Genomic DNA, 18327 nt, shown 5'->3' on the forward strand with positions numbered 1-18327 from the left:
TTTATCCAATTTTAAATTATTTCGAAATCGAATAAAATTCTTGACAAGTGTAATATCGGGTGTTACAATAAACAAAAACAATTCGATATAGAAATAAATTAGAGGAAGTATGAAAGATAGTCATTTAGTTGCCCATCATATTCGTTTGTTGAATGGGCGGATTTTTCAAAAGTTACTGAGTCAGGATCCTGAGGCTCTTTATCGGAGTGAACAGGGCAAGATTTTAGCGGTTTTATGGAATAGTGAGACAGGTTGTGCTACGGCGACAGATATCGCGCTTGCGACTGGTCTCGCGAATAATACGCTGACGACTATGATTAAGAAACTTGAGGAGCAAAACCTAGTCATCATTAGCCCATGTGGAATAGATAAGAGAAAGAAATATGTCAAGTTGACAGAGCAGGGTTGGTCCCAGAAAGAATTTGGCTATCGTATCAGTCAAAAATTGGATGCAATTTTTTATAAAGGATTCACTGAGGAAGAAATTCGCCAGTTTGAAAATTATCAGGAACGTATTTTAGCCAATCTGAAAGAGAAAGCAAATGAGGCATAAATCATGTCAAAACAAGTTGAAAATGCGCAAAATTTATATATTCATGCCATTCAAGACGGGTGTGTTGCTGAGGCTCAAGCTCAGTCTGTAGGGGATACTTATATCCAACACTCGACAGGTGTGCCAGATGGGAAAGAAGGGTTTGCGGCTTTCTTTGCAAATTTCTTTGAGCGTCATCCCGAGCGTGAGATGAAAATTGTCCGCACCATTGAGGATGGCAATCTAGTCTTTGTCCATGTCCATCAATTTCTCAATGGCGGGGAAGCTCAATGGGTGACGACTGATACTTTCCGTGCGGATGAGAATGGTCGTATCGTGGAGCATTGGGATGTCATTGACTACTATCGTGCTCCGGAAAATGGACAGTTAGACCAGATCTTTGGAGATTTTGAAATCACGGATTTGGACAAGACAGCGGAAAATAAAAAAATCGTTCGTCGTTTCTTGACAGAAATTTTCCAAAATGGCGAACTAGAGCAGTGGAGTGATTATGTGGCAGAAGATTTGATTCAGCATAATCATGAGATTGGACAAGGAAGTCAGGCTTATAAAGACTATGTAGCTGATCACGGGGTTTCTTTTGACTTTGTTTTCCAGCTTTTGGGACAAGGAAACTATGTGGTCAGCTATGGGCAGACTCAGATCGATGGTGTGGCTTATGCTCAGTATGATATCTTCCGTCTAGAAAATGGGAAAATTGTGGAGCATTGGGACAATAAAGAAGTCATGCCTAAGGTAGAAGACTTGACCAACCGAGGGAAGTTTTAAAAGGAGATACTAAGATGAAAGCTGTGCTTGTTAAGGAAGCCGGAGGACCAGAAGTTCTGCAGGTTGTGGAAGTTCCAAAACCTACTGTTAAAGAAGGTTGGACCTTGGTCAAGGTACAAGGATTTGGAATCAACCATAGTGAGATTTTTACTCGTCAAGGACTATCGCCGTCCGTTCAATTTCCACGGATTTTAGGACTTGAATGTGTGGGACTTGTAGAGGAGACCAATCGTCCCGATTTGCAGGTCGGGCAGCAAGTCATCTCCATCATGGGAGAAATGGGCCGTGCTTTTGATGGTGGTTATGCTGAGTATGTTTTGCTACCAGATAAACAGGTTTATCCTGTGAGGACAGAGCTTGCTTTGGAAAGTTTAATCGCACTGCCTGAAACCTACTACACAGCATTTGGCTCTTATCTCAATCTCAAGATTGAGGAGGGAGACAGAGTTCTGGTTCGGGCGGCGACTAGTGGTGTTGGGATTGCTTTTGCAAAACTTCTCAAAGGGCAATTTCCAAATGTCTATCTGACTGGAAGTAGCCGTAGTCTGGGCAAGGAAGAGCAGCTAAAAGAGTCAGGATTTGACCAGGTGATTTTGGACAAGGATGGTGTCTTGCAAACGGAAGAGCAGTTTGACAAGGTCTTGGATCTTGTCGGTCCGAGTGATATTCTTGATACATTTGCTCGGACGGCAGATGGTGGTATCATCTGCTCTTGTGGCTTGCTGGGCGGTCAATGGACTATTCCAGATTTTGACCCTATTGAAATGCTTTACCGCAATCTCTACTTGACTACCTTTGCTTCTGGCAATGTGTCTCAAGACAAGCTTCAAGCTTTGGTGGACTTTGTGGAGCGGTATCAGATAGATGTGCGACCTGAAAAAGTATTTTCTATTGAGCAAATCCAGGACGCTCATGCTTATCTGGAAAGTAGCCAGTCTTTTGGCAAGGTTATCGTAAAAAATGAGGACAAACAATGATTGAATATAAAAATGTAGCGCTACGCTATACAGAAAAAGATGTCTTGAGAGATGTCAATTTACGAATTGAGAATGGTGAATTCATGGTTTTAGTTGGGCCATCTGGGTCAGGTAAGACGACCATGATTAAGATGATTAACCGTCTCTTGGAACCAACTGATGGAAATATTTACATGGATGGCAAGCGCATCAAAGACTATGATGAGCGTGAACTTCGTCTTTCTACTGGTTATGTTTTACAGGCCATTGCCCTCTTTCCAAACCTAACTGTGGCTGAAAATATTGCTCTCATTCCTGAAATGAAAGGATGGAGCAAATCAGATATTGAGCAGAAGACCGATGAATTGCTGGAGCTAGTGGGCTTGCCTGCAGAAGACTATGCTCAGCGTATGCCGAGTGAGCTGTCTGGTGGTGAGCAGCAGCGGGTGGGCATTGTCCGTGCCATTATCGCCCAACCCAAAATCCTGCTGATGGACGAGCCTTTTTCTGCTCTTGATGCCATCTCGCGTAAGCAATTGCAGAGCTTGACCAAGAGTATCCATGACCAGTTTGGGATGACGACAATCTTTGTGACCCATGATACGGACGAAGCTTTGAAATTAGGAGATAGGATTGCTGTTTTACAGGATGGAGAGATTCGTCAAGTAGCAACACCTGAGGAAATCTTATCTGCACCTGCGACCAGCTTCGTAGCAGATTTATTTGGAGGTGTTCAACATGGCTAATTTGTTTTCTACCTTTCAGGAGCGCTTTGGCGAATGGTTGGCAGCCTTAGGGCAACATCTCCAGCTGTCTCTTCTGACCTTATTAGTGGCCATCTTCTTGACCATTCCGCTCGCTATCTATCTTCATAGTCACAAAAAGACAGCCAATTGGGTGTTGCAAATTGCAGGAATCTTTCAAACCATTCCTTCAATGGCCTTGCTGGGGCTCTTTATCCCCCTCATGGGGATTGGTACACTGCCGGCACTGACTGCTCTGGTGATTTACGCTATTTTTCCGATTTTAGAAAATACTGTCACTGCCTTGAATGGAATTGATCCTAGTTTAGAAGAAGCTGGAATCGCCTTTGGGATGACCAAGTGGGAGCGACTCAAAAAGTTTGAACTGCCTCTAGCTATGCCCGTCATCGTGTCAGGAATTCGGACGGCAACGGTAATGATTATCGGAACAGCAACTCTGGCAGCCCTTGTCGGAGCTGGTGGACTAGGTTCTTTTATCCTTCTAGGAATTGACCGTCGCAATGCCAGTCTGATCTTGATTGGAGCTATTTCATCTGCAGTTTTGGCTATTCTTTTCAATAGTCTCCTTAAATGGATGGAAAAGGCTAAGCTTCAGACGGTATTTACAGCTTTTGCTGTCTTAATCATCGGCCTCGGCGCTTCTTACTCGCCGAGTCTGCTTCCCAAGCAGGAGAAGGATCATCTGGTTATTGCTGGGAAATTAGGTCCAGAACCAGAAATTCTTATGAATATGTATAAACTCCTCATCGAGGAAAATACGGATATGACTGTTACGGTCAAACCAAACTTTGGAAAAACCGACTTCCTTTATCAGGCTTTAAAGAAAGGCGATATTGATATCTATCCTGAGTTTACAGGTACGATTACTGGAACTCTCTTGCAGCCTGCTCCAAAGGTTAGCAATGATGCTGAAGAAGTTTTTGAAGCAGCACGCGATGGCATTAAGAAACAGGACAATCTAGTCTTGCTCAATCACATGGCTTATCAAAATACCTATGCGATTGCAGTGCCTAAGAGTGTTGCTAAAGAATACAATCTTAAAACCATCTCTGATCTTAAAGCAGTCCAAGACAAGCTTAAAGCAGGTTTTACCCTAGAATTTAACGACCGTGAAGATGGGAATAAGGGGCTTCAGTCGGTCTATGGACTGAATCTCAATGTATCAACTATGGAGCCAGCCCTTCGCTATGATGCGATTAAATCAGGTGATATTCAGATTATGGAAGTCTACTCGACTGATCCTGAAATTGAGCGCTATCAACTTCAGATTTTAGAAGACGATAAACATCTTTTCCCTCCTTATCAAGGGGCACCTCTCATGAAGGCTGAATTGTTAGAAAAACATCCAGAATTGGAATCTATTCTCAATAAACTAGCTGGTAAAATTACGGAAAGCCAGATGAGCCAGATGAATTATCAAGTTGGCATTGAAGGTAAAAAGGCCGAAGACGTTGCGCGTGACTTTCTGGTCAAGAAAGGACTTTTAAAAAAATAAGAAGTAAAAGAGTTAGACTTGTTAGGTCTAGCTTTTTTGCTTACCCGAGGATAGACAGACTACGGATTGAAGAAGATACATCAGCAATCTTCATCCATTTTTGGTATAATAAAGTATCAATTCATGGAGGTGTTCCGATGGCATCTAGTCAAGAATATTTGGATTTTATCCTGAAGCAGCTGCAGGGCTTAGGTCAAGAAATCAGCTTTCGTAAGATGATGGGGGAATATTTGCTCTATTATCAAGGCCGCTTATTCGGCGGGATTTATGACAATCGCCTGCTGCTCAAGCCAGTCCAGCCTGCTCTGACTCTCTTAGAGAATCCAGTCTATGAACTCCCTTATCCAGGTGCAAAGCCAATGCTTCATATAAAAGAAGTAGAAGATGCTGCCTTTCTCTGCAGTTTGATTGAAGCTGTCTATCCTGTCTTGCCAGCACCTAAAAAGAAAAAATAGTCTTTCTGTTCTAATAGATATTTCTAAAATTTTCCGTTGTAATAGACATTTTAAAATTTTTCCTTTATAATGGACTTAAAGGAGGTTTGATCAGCTATGCTTTATATTGCTCTTATTGGAGATTTGATTGAGTCCAAACAGCTAAAAAACCGCAAGCAGGCGCAGCAAGAGTTGCAGGAATTGATGGCGGTGCTAAATAAAGATTATCAGAATTATCTGGTGTCGCCTTTTACCATTACGACAGGAGATGAGTTTCAAGCTTTGTTGCGCCCTAATCCTGAAGTCATGCGGCTCATTGATCAGATTGCCTTAGGCTTTCCTCACCCGATTCGCTTTGGTCTTGGTCTGGGGGAGATTGTGACGGATATCAATCGCGAGCAAAGTATTGGCTCGGACGGTCCAGCCTATTGGAGGGCACGCGCAGCTATTAACGCAGTCCACGAAAAAAATGATTACGGCAGCAGCCGTATAGCTGTATCCTTGGGAGATGAAGAACTCAGTCAGGCGGTCAATACGGTGCTGGCAGCTACTTCGTTTATCCAGAGTAAGTGGAATACCAGTCAGAGAGAGGTGCTCGAGCGGATGCTCATGGAATATATCTATGACGAGAATTTTTCTCATGGAGAAATAGCAGAGCTGCTGCAGATTAGTCCCAGTGCGCTTAGTAAGCGGCTGAAGTCGTCTGGGCTGAAGATCTATCTGAGAAATCGTCGTTTAGCTATGAGAATGATTCTACAGGCAGCAAAGGAGGCTGAACAATGACAAATTTTATGGGATTTTCAGAATTTTTCATGCAGAATCCGATTCTTGTATTGACTTTGCTGGCTCATGTGCTAGCTGATTTTCAGCTTCAAAGTCAGAAAATGGCCGACCTCAAAAGCCGGCGGTTAAATTTTTTGATTCTCCACTTGGGAATTGTTCTCTTGCCCTTGTTACTCTTAGGGCTAGTCCTACCTAAGTATCTGCCATATTTCGGCTTGGTCTGGCTCAGTCATGCGCTTATTGACTTCTTGAAGAATAGGTTGAATTCTTTGATTGTCCGGCATTATGCTCAAAAGTTTGCCTTTATATTGGATCAGGTTTTGCATCTGATAAGCATTTTTGCTCTTTATTTTCTCTTAGGGCAGCAGCAAATTCCAGCTCCTAATTGGCTGTCTGAGCGCTACCTCATGCTGCAAGCTCTCTTTTTCTTCGCCCTTACTGGTAAGCCGATTAATATCCTCTTTAAACTCTTCTTCAGCAAGTATCAGGCAGGAGAAGACAGCGGAGAGACTATTGCGGGGGCTGGTGCCATATTGGGATTTTGGAGCGCTTGATTATGGGACTTTCCCTTATTTTCGGGCAGTTTACTGCCATTGGGTTAGTTTTTACAGCTAAATCTATTGCCCGCTATAATAAGATCTCAGAAAGCCAGTCCTTTGCCGAATACTACCTGATCGGTTCACTTTTTAGCATGATCAGCGTTTTACTGACTTATGGCTTGCTTTATTGGTAATAAAAACTGAGGCTGGGATAGGATTCCCAGTCTTTACTCTAATTCTCATTTGATACAAGGTAAGGAGAAGGCACATGTCCAAAAAATTAGAAGATATGTCTTTAGAAGAATTATGGCAGTTGTTCCCGATTTTCTTAGAGGAGCACAATAAGAACTGGGCAGCTTGGTATAAGGAGGAAAGCAGAAGAATACAAAGTTTTTTGCCAGAAAATCAGTTGTATAAATTGCATCATATTGGTTCCACCTCTATTGAGGGGATATGGGCTAAGCCGATTATTGACATTCTTTTAGAAATTCCTCGAAGTGAAGATATGGGGAGCATCAAGAGAGAATTGCTGGAGCATGGCTACCTGCTTATGTCAGAGTCAGAAGGCCGCATGTCTTTTAACAAGGGCTACACACTGCAAGGTTTTGCTGAACGAGTTTTTCACTTGCATTTGCGCTACTACGGAGACAATGATGAACTCTATTTCCGAGACTATCTGAAAGATCATCCAGCTGTCGCTAAAGACTACGAGCATTTAAAATTAATCTTATGGAAAAAATACGAGCACAGTCGTGATGCCTATACAGAAGCTAAAACCGATTTCATTAGGCAGTACACGCAAAGAGCCAAAAAGCTTTATAAGAGAAGGTATGACGATAAAATTGAATAGCATGATAGTTCTCGGTGCGATGATCGCCTATTCAAGTTAATACGAATAAAAACAAACTTAATACGATTTAATACATATTAAATTCTCATTAATTCTTTTTAATTAGAATATCGTCTTCTTTAGTTGTTTAAGGTTATTAGAAATGTTATAATACTAATCCATACGAGTTAGGAGGTGGAAAATGAGAAAACGGTCTACTATCGCACTCTCAACTTTTCTGTTCATTGCTCTTGTTAGCTTATTTCTAATCTACAATCGGCAAACCAAAGGATTAAATAGTAGAGACTATATTCAGTCAAGCACACCTACCTTGTTTTTCCACGGTTATGGATCGAGTGCCAATGTTGAAAAGCATATGACAGAAGCAGCCCGACAAGCTGGAGTCACTCAAACAATCATCACAGCTACAGTTGATCGTCACGCTCAAGTAACTCTTAAAGGAGATATTCCGAAAGATGCTGTTAATCCAATTGTCATGGTTGAGTTCGAGGACAATCGGAATGCCAACTATGCTCAGGATGGAGAGTATGCAGCAGCAGTTGTTAGAGAGTTGCAAGCAAGATATGGTTTTAAAAAGATGAATTTTGTTGCACATTCTATGGGAAATATGTCTATCCTATTTTACCTATTAGAACATGGTCAAAATGAAGAACTTCCACAACTACAAAAGCAGGTAAATATCGCCAATCATGTCAATGGTTTGGAGGGCATGGATTTGCCGGCTAATTTGACCATTCTAGATTCCAAAACGGGGAAACCTAGTGCCATGAGTGATAGCTATCAAAAACTTCTGGGCTTGCGCGAAATTTATCCGCAAGATCAAGTGGATGTGCTTAATATCTATGGAGATTTTAAAAATCAATCGGATGGTTCTGTTTTAAACGTTTCTTCTCGCAGTCTCAAGTATCTTGTAATTGACAATGCCAAGTCCTATCAGGAAAAACGAGTGACCGGCCCTCTGGCTCAGCATAGCCAGCTGCATGAAAATCCAGAAGTCGATAGACTATTGATTGATTTTCTTTGGGGCAAATGATTTTAAGAATTGCAAGCTATTCTTTGTCTATAAGAAAACTTTAAGCATTTTATACTATTTTGTTCTATGGAAAGTTTTCCTTTCCTATTTGATGTGACAGCGCAATCCGCTGATTATAATCGAAGCTTCTCTAAAACCTTATTGTTTAGAGATAGATTGAGGAGTTAAATGAAATTTAAGAAAACATTACTGACAGCAGGAGCTTTTCTAGCTACTCTCTTTACCGTTTCTACAGCAATGGCTGACACAAACGTTCAAAAAGTCATTGACGAAACCTATGTTCAGCCTGAGTATGTCTTGGGCTATTCCTTGGATGATGGTCAAAAAGAGCAAACGCTTCAGCTCTTAGGCTACAATGCATCGAGTGATTCTAAACCTTTGAAAACTATGACACCTGATGTCTATTCAAAGATTATGAATGTAGCAAATGATCCTAGTTTGCAGCTATATTCTTCTGTTAAGATTAAGAAGTTGGGCAACAAGAAGCCGCTTCAAGTTAAGATTGTTACGCCGCAAAACATCACCAAGGTTACAGAGGATATGTATCGTAATGCAGCAGTTACCTTGGGCGTACAGCATGCAGAAATCACGGTAGCAGCACCGATCCCTGTAACTGGAGAAAGCGCCCTGGCTGGTATCTATTACTCGCTGGAGGAAAATGGAGCTAGCGTTCCTCAGGAAAATAAAGATTTGGCTCAGGAAGAATTGGCAGCCCTTTCAAATATCAACGCCGAGAACCAGGGCAAGGAAGGTTACGATGCTGATAAGCTGAATGTGGCTCTGACAGATATTAAAACAGCTGTTGCTAATGCTAAAAAGAATAACAGCAATTTGACAGAAGCTGATGTCCGTAAAATCGTTGAGGAAACACTGAAAAACTACGGTCTCAGCAGTTCTGTCACAACTGACCAAATCAATCTGATTATTAACTTTGCAGTAAATCTTTCAAACAGCGGAGTCATCACAAATTCTGATTTCACAAAAACGCTCACCGACTTGAAAAACAGTATTGTTTCAAAGGCTGGTGACACATTCAATAATATCAACCTTAACTTTGATGCAAACGGACTTCTTGAAGATGGCGGTAATTTCTTTAGCAATATCTGGAATGCAATCGTCAATTTCTTTAAGGGCCTGCTAGGTCAATAAGACTATCTTCAAAAAAGTAACTAAAAAACCAGCTAGAATCTAGCTGGTTTTTGCATATTTCTTATTCCCACTCCACAGTTGCAGGTGGTTTGCTGGTAATATCGTAGACGATGCGATTGACATGGTCAACTTCATTGACGATACGAACAGAGATTTTTTGCAGAACATCCCAAGGTATCTTGGCAAAGTCAGCTGTCATACCATCGATAGAAGTGATAGCACGAATGGCAATTGTGTAGTCGTAAGTCCGGCCATCGCCCATAACACCGACTGAACGAACGCCAGTGTTGACAGTGAAGTATTGCCAGATATCGCGGTCAAGACCAGCTTTGGCGATTTCTTCGCGGAGAATAGCGTCTGACTCACGGACAGTTTCCAATTTTTCCTCAGTGATTTCACCCATGACACGGATAGCAAGGCCAGGACCTGGGAAAGGCTGGCGCCAGACAATTTCATCAGGCATGCCAAGCTCTGTACCCAAAGCGCGCACTTCATCCTTATAGAGCGTGTTAAGTGGCTCAATTAACTCAAACTGCATATCTTCTGGCAGACCGCCAACATTGTGGTGAGACTTGATGGTCTGAGCAGTATCGGTACCAGATTCGATAACGTCGGTATAAAGTGTGCCTTGAGCCAAGAATTTCACATCTTTCAGTTTGCTGGCTTCATCGTCAAAGACGTAGACAAACTCGTTTCCGATGATTTTACGTTTTTGCTCTGGATCAGATACACCAGCAAGTTTGTCAAGGAAACGCTTAGCAGCATCTGCCTTGACGATATTCAAACCAAATTTTCCGCCCAGCATCTCCATGACCTGATCTGCTTCGCCTTTACGCAAAAGACCATGATCTACAAAGATACAGATCAATTGATCGCCGATAGCTTTATGCAAGAGGACACCTACAACAGAAGAGTCAACACCACCTGATAGGCCGAGCAGGATACGTTTGTCACCGACTGTTTCACGGATTTTTTGAATCTGCATATCAATGAAGTTATCCATAGACCAGTCGCCTTTAGCTCCACAGATATTAAGAGCGAAATTGCGCAAAATATCGTAACCGTACTCAGAATGACGAACCTCAGGGTGGAACTGGATTCCGTAGATTTTCTTGTCAGGATTTTCAATAGATGCAAAAGGACAGTCAGCAGATGTACCAGTGCGGACAAAGTCTGCAGGAATCTCTGTCACCGCATCACCGTGGCTCATCAGGACAAGCTGCTCATCTGGTGTGCCTTCAAAAAGAGGAGAAGTAGTACGTGCTAGTTTGGATTGACCATATTCACGATTGCCGGCATCACCTGCTGGCAATACTTTCCCGCCTAATTTATGAGTCAAAAGCTGCATACCGTAGCAAATCCCTAAAATTGGAATCCCCAACTCAAAGATTTCTGGATCAATATCAAATGAACCTTCTTCATAAACTGAGTTAGGCCCACCTGAAAGGATAATCCCAACAGGACGGATAGCACGGACTTCATCCGCTGTAATCTTATGGCTCTTGAGTTCAGAAAATACACCAATTTCACGGATACGACGTGAAATCAGCTGGTTGTACTGACTGCCGTAATCAAGCACGATGATTTTTTCAACATCTTGCAATTCAGTTGTAGTTGTCATCTTTTCCCTTTCTTGAAAGAAGTAATCTTTTCCCCTCATTTTATCACAAAAATCAAATTTTTCCAAGGTAATAGAGCCAGCTGCAAGTAAAATAAATGAAAAGCTAAGACATTTGTTCTAAAAAATGATAATCAAATAGGATTTCCCTACATTGATTGATATTTAGTTTGACTTTTAAACTAATTGATAATACAATAAATGTATAAAAAAGCTGCTTAAAATCAGAAAAGAGGGCTATTGATGTTACCTGCTTATGTGAAAATACATGATCAAATAAAAAAAGATATTGACGAGGGTATTTGGGAGATTGGCGAGCGTTTGCCAAGCGAACGTGATCTTGCTGAAACTTTCGAGGTCAGCAGAATGACCTTGCGCCAAGCCATCACTCTCTTGGTCGAAGAGGGAGTTCTTGAGCGGCGAGTCGGCAGCGGGACTTATGTCGCAAGCACACGCGTTCAGGAAAAAATGCGCGGAACAACTAGTTTTACAGAAATTATGAAGTCTCAAGGAAAAATTCCGTCCAGCCAGCTGATTTCCTACCGTCGGACACTGCCTAGCGAGCGAGAAGTCGAAAAGCTGGGCATCCATAAGACAGAGAACATCATCCGCATGGAACGGGTTCGCTACGCTGACGATATCCCCGTTGTCTATGAAGTTGCCTCAATTCCAGAGAAATTTATAAAAAATTTCAAAAAAGAAGAAGTGACCAGCCATTTCTTTCAAACCCTGCAAGAGCACGGCTATAAAATTGGCAAGTCCCAACAGACCATTTACGCCCGTTTGGCCAAGGAGAAAATCGCTAAATACCTAGGAATCCCCCGTGGTCATGCCATTTTAGGCTTGACACAAGTTTCTTATTTTGATGATGGAACGGCCTTTGAGTACGTAAAAAGCCAGTATGTCGGCGAACGCTTTGAATTTTATTTGGAAAACAAATAATTACATAATTTAAATTACGTTATAAAAAAACTGTCATTCGGCAGTTTTTTTATAATTCTTCATTTTCAAACCTATCGAAAGAGTGGAGTTTAAAGGGATTATTTGGTATAATATTCTTTATGGAAATTGAAAAAACAAATCGAATGAATGCTCTGTTTGAGTTTTATGCGGCTTTGCTGACCGACAAGCAGATGAACTATATTGAGCTCTACTATGCGGATGACTACAGCCTTGCTGAGATTGCCGAGGAGTTTAATGTGAGCCGCCAAGCTGTCTATGACAATATCAAGCGGACAGAGAAAATTCTGGAAGACTACGAAATGAAACTGCACATGTACTCTGACTATATCGTCCGAAGTCAGATTTTCGATCAGATTATGGAAAAATACCCTGACGATCCCTATTTGCAGGAGCAGCTTGCGGTTTTGTCCAGCATTGATAACCGAGAATAAGACGGATAGAAACCTGTCCATTTCCATCATTTGATAATTAAGAGGAGAAAAATTTATGGCTTTTGAAAATTTAACTGAACGCTTACAGAACGTCTTTAAAAACCTACGCAGAAAGGGGAAAATTTCTGAGAGTGATATCCAGGAAGCGACCAAGGAGATCCGTCTTGCTCTCTTGGAGGCTGACGTTGCCCTGCCTGTTGTTAAAGACTTTATTAAAAAAATTCGTGAACGAGCTATTGGACACGAAGTTATTGACACGCTCAATCCAGCTCAACAAATCATCAAAATCGTAGATGAAGAGCTAACAGCCATTCTGGGTTCTGATACTGCCGAGATTATCAAGTCACCAAAGATTCCGACTGTTATCATGATGGTCGGTTTGCAAGGGGCTGGTAAAACGACCTTTGCGGGTAAATTGGCCAATAAACTCAAGAAAGAAGAAAATGCTCGTCCTTTGATGATTGCGGCGGATATCTACCGTCCAGCGGCTATTGATCAGCTGAAAACACTGGGCCAACAGATTGATGTACCAGTCTTTGCCTTGGGTACCGAGTTTCCAGCAGTAGAGATTGTCCGTCAAGGTTTAGAGCAAGCCAAGGCTAATCACAATGACTATGTCTTGATTGATACGGCTGGTCGCCTACAAATTGACGAGAAACTCATGCAGGAGCTGGCTGATGTCAAGGCTTTAGCACAGCCAAATGAAATTCTGCTGGTGGTCGATGCCATGATTGGTCAGGAAGCAGCAAATGTAGCCCGTGAATTTAACAATCAGTTGGAAGTTACTGGGGTTATCCTGACCAAGATTGATGGGGATACCCGTGGTGGTGCGGCTCTGTCAGTCCGTCAGATCACTGGCAAGCCCATCAAGTTTACTGGTACTGGTGAAAAGATCACTGATATTGAAACCTTCCACCCGGACCGTATGTCTGGCCGTATACTAGGTATGGGGGACATGCTGACCCTGATTGAAAAGGCCGCTCAAGAGTACGATGAGAAGAAATCTCTTGAAATGGCTGAAAAAATGCGGGAAAACACCTTTGATTTCAACGATTTCATCGACCAGCTGGACCAAGTGCAGAATATGGGCCCTATGGAAGAATTGCTCAAGATGCTGCCTGGTATGGCCAATAATCCTGCTCTTAAAAACATCAAAGTAGATGAAAAAGAAATTGCCCGTAAACGTGCCATCGTATCCTCTATGACGCCAGCAGAACGGGAAAATCCAGACCTGCTCAACCCAAGCCGTCGCCGTCGGATTGCAGCTGGTTCTGGTAATAGCTTTGTCGAAGTCAATAAGTTTATCAAAGACTTTAACCAAGCCAAACAGATGATGCAGGGCGTCCTATCTGGAGATATGAACAAAATGATGAAACAGATGGGGCTCAATCCTAACAATCTGCCTAAAAATATGCCGGGGGGCATGCCTGATATGTCAGCTTTAGAAGGCATGATGGAACAAGGAGGTATGCCTGATTTATCTGCTTTAGGCGGAGTAGGTATGCCAGACATGAGTCAACTTTTCGGCGGTGGCCTCAAAGGAAAAGCTGGAGAATTCCTCATGCGCCGCAGCATGAATAAAATGGCCAAGCAAATGAAGAAAAACAAGAAAAAACGGAAGTAATCGCAAACAAGTTACATAATTTAGTTTATGTAGCTTGTTTTGTACATTTAGGAAAAAGAAATGAAAAAGTTGATTAAGTATCTAATTCGATTTTATAACGACATACAAGCGAAACTCACTTCTCATCCCATCAGCCATCTGCCCTTGAGCAAAGTTGATATTCAGCCAATCATCATGATTCCGGGGAGTTCAGCAACAGAGAATCGTTTTAACAAAATGGTCCAAAAACTCAATCATGGCCAACATCCGCACCATAGTCTCATTCGTATCAAAGTCTGGAATGATGGCCTCATGACTTATCGAGGGCATTTGAAGCGCAAGGATAGAAATCCCATTTTTGTGGTTGGTTTTCAGAATAATCGCGATGGTTACAAAAATATCAAGAAGCAAGCTGCTATGTTCAACGCTGCTATAACTGTTTTGCGAGAGAAGTACTCTTTTACTAGTTTTAAAGGGCTGGGGCATTCTAATGGAGGTCTAATTTATACAGTATTCCTACAGCAATACCTAGCAGACCATTCTGGGTTGGGGGTGGAAAAGCTCCTGACTATTGGTAGTCCTTACAATCTGAATAAGAAAAATCTCAATCATCGAGTCCCAATGCTAGACGACTTTGTAGCCAACCAAGGAAAACTGCCTAAGAAGCTGCAGCATTTATCGATTTTAGGAATATTTTTCCGAGATGGCGATGGCATTGTCCATAGAAGCAGTGTAGAGGCTGGACGCCTGATTTATAAGGGCGAAATTTCTTCATACAGAGAGGCTATCGTCACAGGCAAGGCTGCCCATCATTCATCTCTGCCGCAAAATGATCAAGTCATCGATTTAACTCGAGAGTTTTTATTCTAATAATTATGTTACGTAATTTTATTTTGGTAAAAAATAATGACAGACATTCTTCATAGGTATTATGGTGACTTCGATCTGATAAATGAAAGATGGAATGAAAACTATGAAAGCATTTTGATTAAGCCAAAGGATGATCAAGAATATAAAAGATGCCGTTTGGCAAAGAAAACACCCAAAAAAGAAGGCTACTTTACAGTCTTTTGGAAAAAAGACCAAGACAACAAGAATATTCCTTATACTGATAAAGACTTGGGTGATGAACTAGTTATTGTCGTGATCGACGACCGTCATTGCGATATATTTATCATTCCTAAAGAGGTGGCTATCAGTAAAAAGATTCTCTCAACAAGGGATTGTAAAAGAAAGATGGCTATGCGGTTTTATCCGTCTTGGTGCAGCAATTTAAATAAAACAGCTCAGGAAACACAAAAATGGCAACTGGATTATTTTCAAAAATTTGAATTAAAGGAATAAGTTTTAGGTAAAACAAGACAGAGTTTAGTTTTTGAATTTCTCAATTCTCAATTCTGTAAAACTAAAAATTTATGTACAATTGACTAAACTAGAGCTAAACCATTGATACAACTGAATTAGAAGCATAAAGTACATTCTTTAAAAAGTGTACTTTATTTTTGTTTTGTACATTATTCTGGAGTGGTATTTTGTATATTTTATAGTTCATCATATTATCAAACCTAAGAAATTGATTTGTACATTTTTTCAATGATAATCAAGGTATAATAAAAAAATTAAAGTTCGAATTCTGAAACTACTTTCATATATAAAAAATTGAATCTAAATTGCTGTAGGCTTATAATAAAGATAGGGATAAAAAGAAATCTTCCTAGAAAGGAGTATACTGTATCATATGTGACAGTATTATTAATGAATCATGAAAAAAATAATTACTATAGTACAGTGCATTTTGTTTCCCGTGTCTCCTTATATAGCTAGAGAACTATGCTTGATGAGTAAAAATCTAGTCGATAATATGTTCCTTACATTCTTTATCATGCTAACAATTTCTTTTTGGCTTGGTATTTGGAAGTTGGGAGATCTTGTGGGAAATCCAAAATAGAAAGTAAAAAGCTGTGCTAGAGATGAGATTTTTATTTATTTTAATTATTTCTATACCTTATTTATTTTATTTAAATTGGAAGGATAAGCATAAGCAAAAAAATAAGTCCTTTTGCTATCTTTATAAGTTTTATATGATTTACTTGTGGTTTATCCTCATAATTTCTATAATGGCTATCGGTATTTTTTCCCTTGGAGTATTAGCTGTTAGAGGCGAAAAACTTACGTCTGGTTTCTTTGTTTTATCTTTTTTAGGTATAGTTCTATTTAGTTTCTATATTTTTCGTATTCTAAAAGAGATAAAGGACTTAAAGCAAATAAAAGGTAAGTAAATATTAACTAAGAGAACTAGCTAACTAGCTTAAGTAAAATATAACACGGCCATGATTCATGAGCCGTGTTTTTGTATGAATGTACAATTGAAAAATTTTTAGTTTTCACTTAAATAAAGTACATTTTACAGTATAAGATCAGCATTTAAAATTTCCAGTGTTTTTTATATTATCTGTTATCTGTTTTGTAGTAAAGTTAGATTTCTTACCTCCCCCTATCATCTTTCCGAAAAACTATAATTTTCTTGAAAAATATATCTAGATATGCTATACTTCTTTTATAGAAAAATCATGAGGAAGATGGAATGAAACGCGAGATTTTATTGGAACGAATTGATAAACTGAAGCAGATTATGCCCTGGTACGTTCTAGAATACTACCAATCCAAGCTGGCGGTGCCTTATAGTTTTACAACCTTGTATGAATATCTCAAAGAATACGATCGATTTTTTCGCTGGGTTTTAGACTCTGGTATATCTGACGCTTCAGAAATTGCTGAGATTCCTCTCTCAGTCTTGGAAAATATGACTAAGAAAGATATGGAATCCTTCATTCTTTATCTGCGAGAGCGGCCGCTCCTCAATGCTAATACGACCCAAAACGGTGTTTCTCAGACAACTATCAACCGAACTCTGTCAGCTTTGTCCAGCCTCTACAAATATTTGACTGAGGAAGTTGAAAACGAGCAGGGTGAGCCCTACTTCTATCGAAATGTGATGAAAAAGGTTGCTACTAAGAAGAAAAAGGAAACTCTGGCAGCCCGTGCAGAGAATATTAAGCAGAAGCTCTTTTTAGGGGATGAGACGGAAGAATTTCTCCAATATATCGATACGGAGTACCCTAAGAAGCTCTCTAATCGCGCTCTGTCCTCTTTCAACAAGAACAAAGAACGAGATTTAGCCATAATTGCCTTGCTGCTAGCCTCTGGTGTTCGTCTGTCTGAAGCTGTCAATCTGGACCTAAAAGACATCAATCTCAAAATGATGGTTATTGAAGTGACAAGGAAAGGCGGGAAAAGGGACTCTGTCAATGTTGCTGCTTTTGCCAAGCCCTATTTAGAGGAGTATCTGAATATTCGTAGCAAGCGATACAAGGCCGAAAAGACAGATATAGCCTTCTTTTTGACTGAATACCGTGGTACTCCGAATCGAATTGATGCTTCCAGTGTCGAAAAAATGGTAGCCAAGTATTCTGAGGACTTCAAGGTGCGAGTGACGCCTCACAAACTCCGCCATACACTTGCTACACGTTTGTATGATGCAACTAAATCTCAAGTTCTCGTCAGTCACCAGCTGGGGCATGCTAGCACACAAGTCACCGACCTTTACACCCATATTGTTAATGATGAGCAAAAGAATGCTCTGGACAAGCTCTAGTTTACAGAACTAAAATTATGACACATGCAACAGGAAATGCTCTATGATTTTTTTCATAGAGCATTTTTACTTAACTTAAATAGTATTTAACCGAATCACTTCATCGGCCTTTTCCCAAATCGTTGGGTTATGCGTTGCAATAATCATCAAGCGGTCTGGCTTTTTCAATGATAACAGCAAGTTCATAATTTCTTGTGAAGTTTCGGGATCGAGTGCTGCAGTCAGTTCATCCGCCAAAATCAAGGGAGGATCCTTGAGGATGACTTTGGCCAAGGCGACACGCTGCGCTTCCCCGCCTGATAATTCATAGACTTTTTGATTGAGTGCGAGATAATCTAATCCCACCTTTTCTAAGACTTCTTCTTCTCTTGTTTAGTCGATTTTTGACCAATCAATCCAAGTTCTAAATTGGCAGCTACGGTCTCGTTTTCAAGAAGACCAAAGTTTTGAAAGAGATAGCCTAATTCATTTTTGAAAAAGTGATGAGATTTGATTTGCTTAAGCTCTTGCCCTCGGTAGCTGATGCTTCCCTTATCATAAGGTTCTAGTTTGGCTAGAATATTGAGTAGGGTTGTTTTGCCACAACCGCTATTTCCGATTAGGGAATAGACCTTTCCTGCTGCAAATTGCATATTGACATCCTGAAAGACAATCCGTTCTCCAAATGATTTTGCCAGGTGTTCTATTTTGATCATATTAGGCTCCTTTCAGAATAATGGGCAAGAAATGCTCT

Annotated in this window: 17 protein-coding genes and 2 pseudogenes; 17 read left to right on the forward strand and 2 right to left on the reverse strand. The window is 40.7% G+C overall.

Going from position 1 to position 18327, the window contains the following annotated elements; all coding sequences use genetic code 11:
- Positions 1 to 109 precede the first annotated feature (109 nt).
- From O3644_RS08390 to O3644_RS08440, 11 genes and pseudogenes are all read left to right on the forward strand, one after another.
- Positions 110 to 553, forward strand: a complete 444-nt coding sequence (locus O3644_RS08390) for a MarR family winged helix-turn-helix transcriptional regulator (RefSeq protein ID WP_371595471.1) — start codon at positions 110 to 112, stop codon at positions 551 to 553.
- 3 nt (positions 554 to 556) lie between these two features.
- The gene (locus O3644_RS08395) at positions 557 to 1321 is read left to right on the forward strand and encodes a nuclear transport factor 2 family protein (protein WP_371595472.1); all 765 of its coding nucleotides are present in this window, start codon (positions 557 to 559) and stop codon (positions 1319 to 1321) included.
- A 14-nt stretch (positions 1322 to 1335) separates the two neighbouring features.
- Entirely contained in the window at positions 1336 to 2298 is a 963-nt protein-coding gene (locus O3644_RS08400; protein ID WP_371595473.1) for a zinc-binding dehydrogenase, read from the forward strand.
- Positions 2295 to 3023, forward strand: a complete 729-nt coding sequence (locus O3644_RS08405; protein ID WP_371595474.1) for an ABC transporter ATP-binding protein — start codon at positions 2295 to 2297, stop codon at positions 3021 to 3023. Before O3644_RS08400 ends, O3644_RS08405 begins: the two co-directional genes overlap by 4 nt.
- The gene (locus O3644_RS08410; protein ID WP_371595475.1) at positions 3016 to 4536 is read left to right on the forward strand and encodes an ABC transporter permease/substrate-binding protein; all 1521 of its coding nucleotides are present in this window, start codon (positions 3016 to 3018) and stop codon (positions 4534 to 4536) included. The genes O3644_RS08405 and O3644_RS08410 overlap by 8 nt, the downstream gene beginning before the upstream one ends.
- 137 nt (positions 4537 to 4673) lie before the next feature.
- Entirely contained in the window at positions 4674 to 4991 is a 318-nt protein-coding gene (locus O3644_RS08415; protein ID WP_371595476.1) for a TfoX/Sxy family protein, read from the forward strand.
- Between the two features lie 96 nt (positions 4992 to 5087).
- Positions 5088 to 5753: a SatD family protein gene (locus O3644_RS08420; RefSeq protein WP_371595477.1), complete on the forward strand. Its 666-nt coding sequence runs from the start codon at positions 5088 to 5090 to the stop codon at positions 5751 to 5753.
- A pseudogene (locus tag O3644_RS08425) lies at positions 5750 to 6486 on the forward strand (DUF3307 domain-containing protein). The gene O3644_RS08420 and the pseudogene O3644_RS08425 overlap by 4 nt, the downstream one beginning before the upstream one ends.
- A 74-nt stretch (positions 6487 to 6560) precedes the next feature.
- Entirely contained in the window at positions 6561 to 7142 is a 582-nt protein-coding gene (locus tag O3644_RS08430) for a GrpB family protein (protein ID WP_371595478.1), read from the forward strand.
- A 181-nt stretch (positions 7143 to 7323) separates the two neighbouring features.
- Entirely contained in the window at positions 7324 to 8175 is an 852-nt protein-coding gene (locus O3644_RS08435; RefSeq protein WP_371595479.1) for an alpha/beta hydrolase, read from the forward strand.
- Positions 8176 to 8343: 168 nt separating this feature from the next.
- On the forward strand, positions 8344 to 9324 hold the full coding sequence (locus tag O3644_RS08440; protein ID WP_371595480.1) for a DUF1002 domain-containing protein: 981 nt from the start codon (positions 8344 to 8346) through the stop codon (positions 9322 to 9324).
- Between the two features lie 61 nt (positions 9325 to 9385).
- Here the strand turns inward: O3644_RS08440 and guaA are convergent, their stop codons facing one another.
- Positions 9386 to 10945, reverse strand: a complete 1560-nt coding sequence (gene guaA / locus O3644_RS08445) for a glutamine-hydrolyzing GMP synthase (RefSeq protein ID WP_371595481.1) — start codon at positions 10943 to 10945, stop codon at positions 9386 to 9388.
- A gap of 240 nt (positions 10946 to 11185) precedes the next feature.
- Here guaA and O3644_RS08450 point away from each other — a divergent pair, with 240 nt between their 5' ends.
- From O3644_RS08450 to xerS, 6 genes are all read left to right on the forward strand, one after another.
- On the forward strand, positions 11186 to 11884 hold the full coding sequence (locus O3644_RS08450; protein ID WP_045497347.1) for a GntR family transcriptional regulator: 699 nt from the start codon (positions 11186 to 11188) through the stop codon (positions 11882 to 11884).
- A 119-nt stretch (positions 11885 to 12003) separates the two neighbouring features.
- The gene (locus tag O3644_RS08455) at positions 12004 to 12336 is read left to right on the forward strand and encodes a putative DNA-binding protein (protein WP_005590307.1); all 333 of its coding nucleotides are present in this window, start codon (positions 12004 to 12006) and stop codon (positions 12334 to 12336) included.
- Between the two features lie 55 nt (positions 12337 to 12391).
- Positions 12392 to 13960, forward strand: coding sequence for a signal recognition particle protein (gene ffh / locus O3644_RS08460; protein WP_371595482.1), 1569 nt, complete (start codon positions 12392 to 12394; stop codon positions 13958 to 13960).
- 60 nt (positions 13961 to 14020) lie between these two features.
- Complete coding sequence (locus O3644_RS08465; protein ID WP_371595483.1) at positions 14021 to 14809, forward strand: alpha/beta hydrolase; 789 nt, start codon at positions 14021 to 14023, stop codon at positions 14807 to 14809.
- A gap of 36 nt (positions 14810 to 14845) precedes the next feature.
- Complete coding sequence (locus O3644_RS08470; RefSeq protein WP_371595484.1) at positions 14846 to 15283, forward strand: MepB family protein; 438 nt, start codon at positions 14846 to 14848, stop codon at positions 15281 to 15283.
- Positions 15284 to 16523: 1240 nt separating this feature from the next.
- The gene (gene xerS, locus O3644_RS08475; RefSeq protein ID WP_371595485.1) at positions 16524 to 17594 is read left to right on the forward strand and encodes a tyrosine recombinase XerS; all 1071 of its coding nucleotides are present in this window, start codon (positions 16524 to 16526) and stop codon (positions 17592 to 17594) included.
- A gap of 75 nt (positions 17595 to 17669) precedes the next feature.
- Here the strand turns inward: xerS and O3644_RS08480 are convergent.
- Positions 17670 to 18289: pseudogene (locus O3644_RS08480) on the reverse strand (putative bacteriocin export ABC transporter).
- Positions 18290 to 18327 lie beyond the last annotated feature (38 nt).

Source organism: Streptococcus sp. 27098_8_113 (genome assembly GCF_041432545.1).
In the GTDB taxonomy this organism is placed as follows: domain Bacteria; phylum Bacillota; class Bacilli; order Lactobacillales; family Streptococcaceae; genus Streptococcus.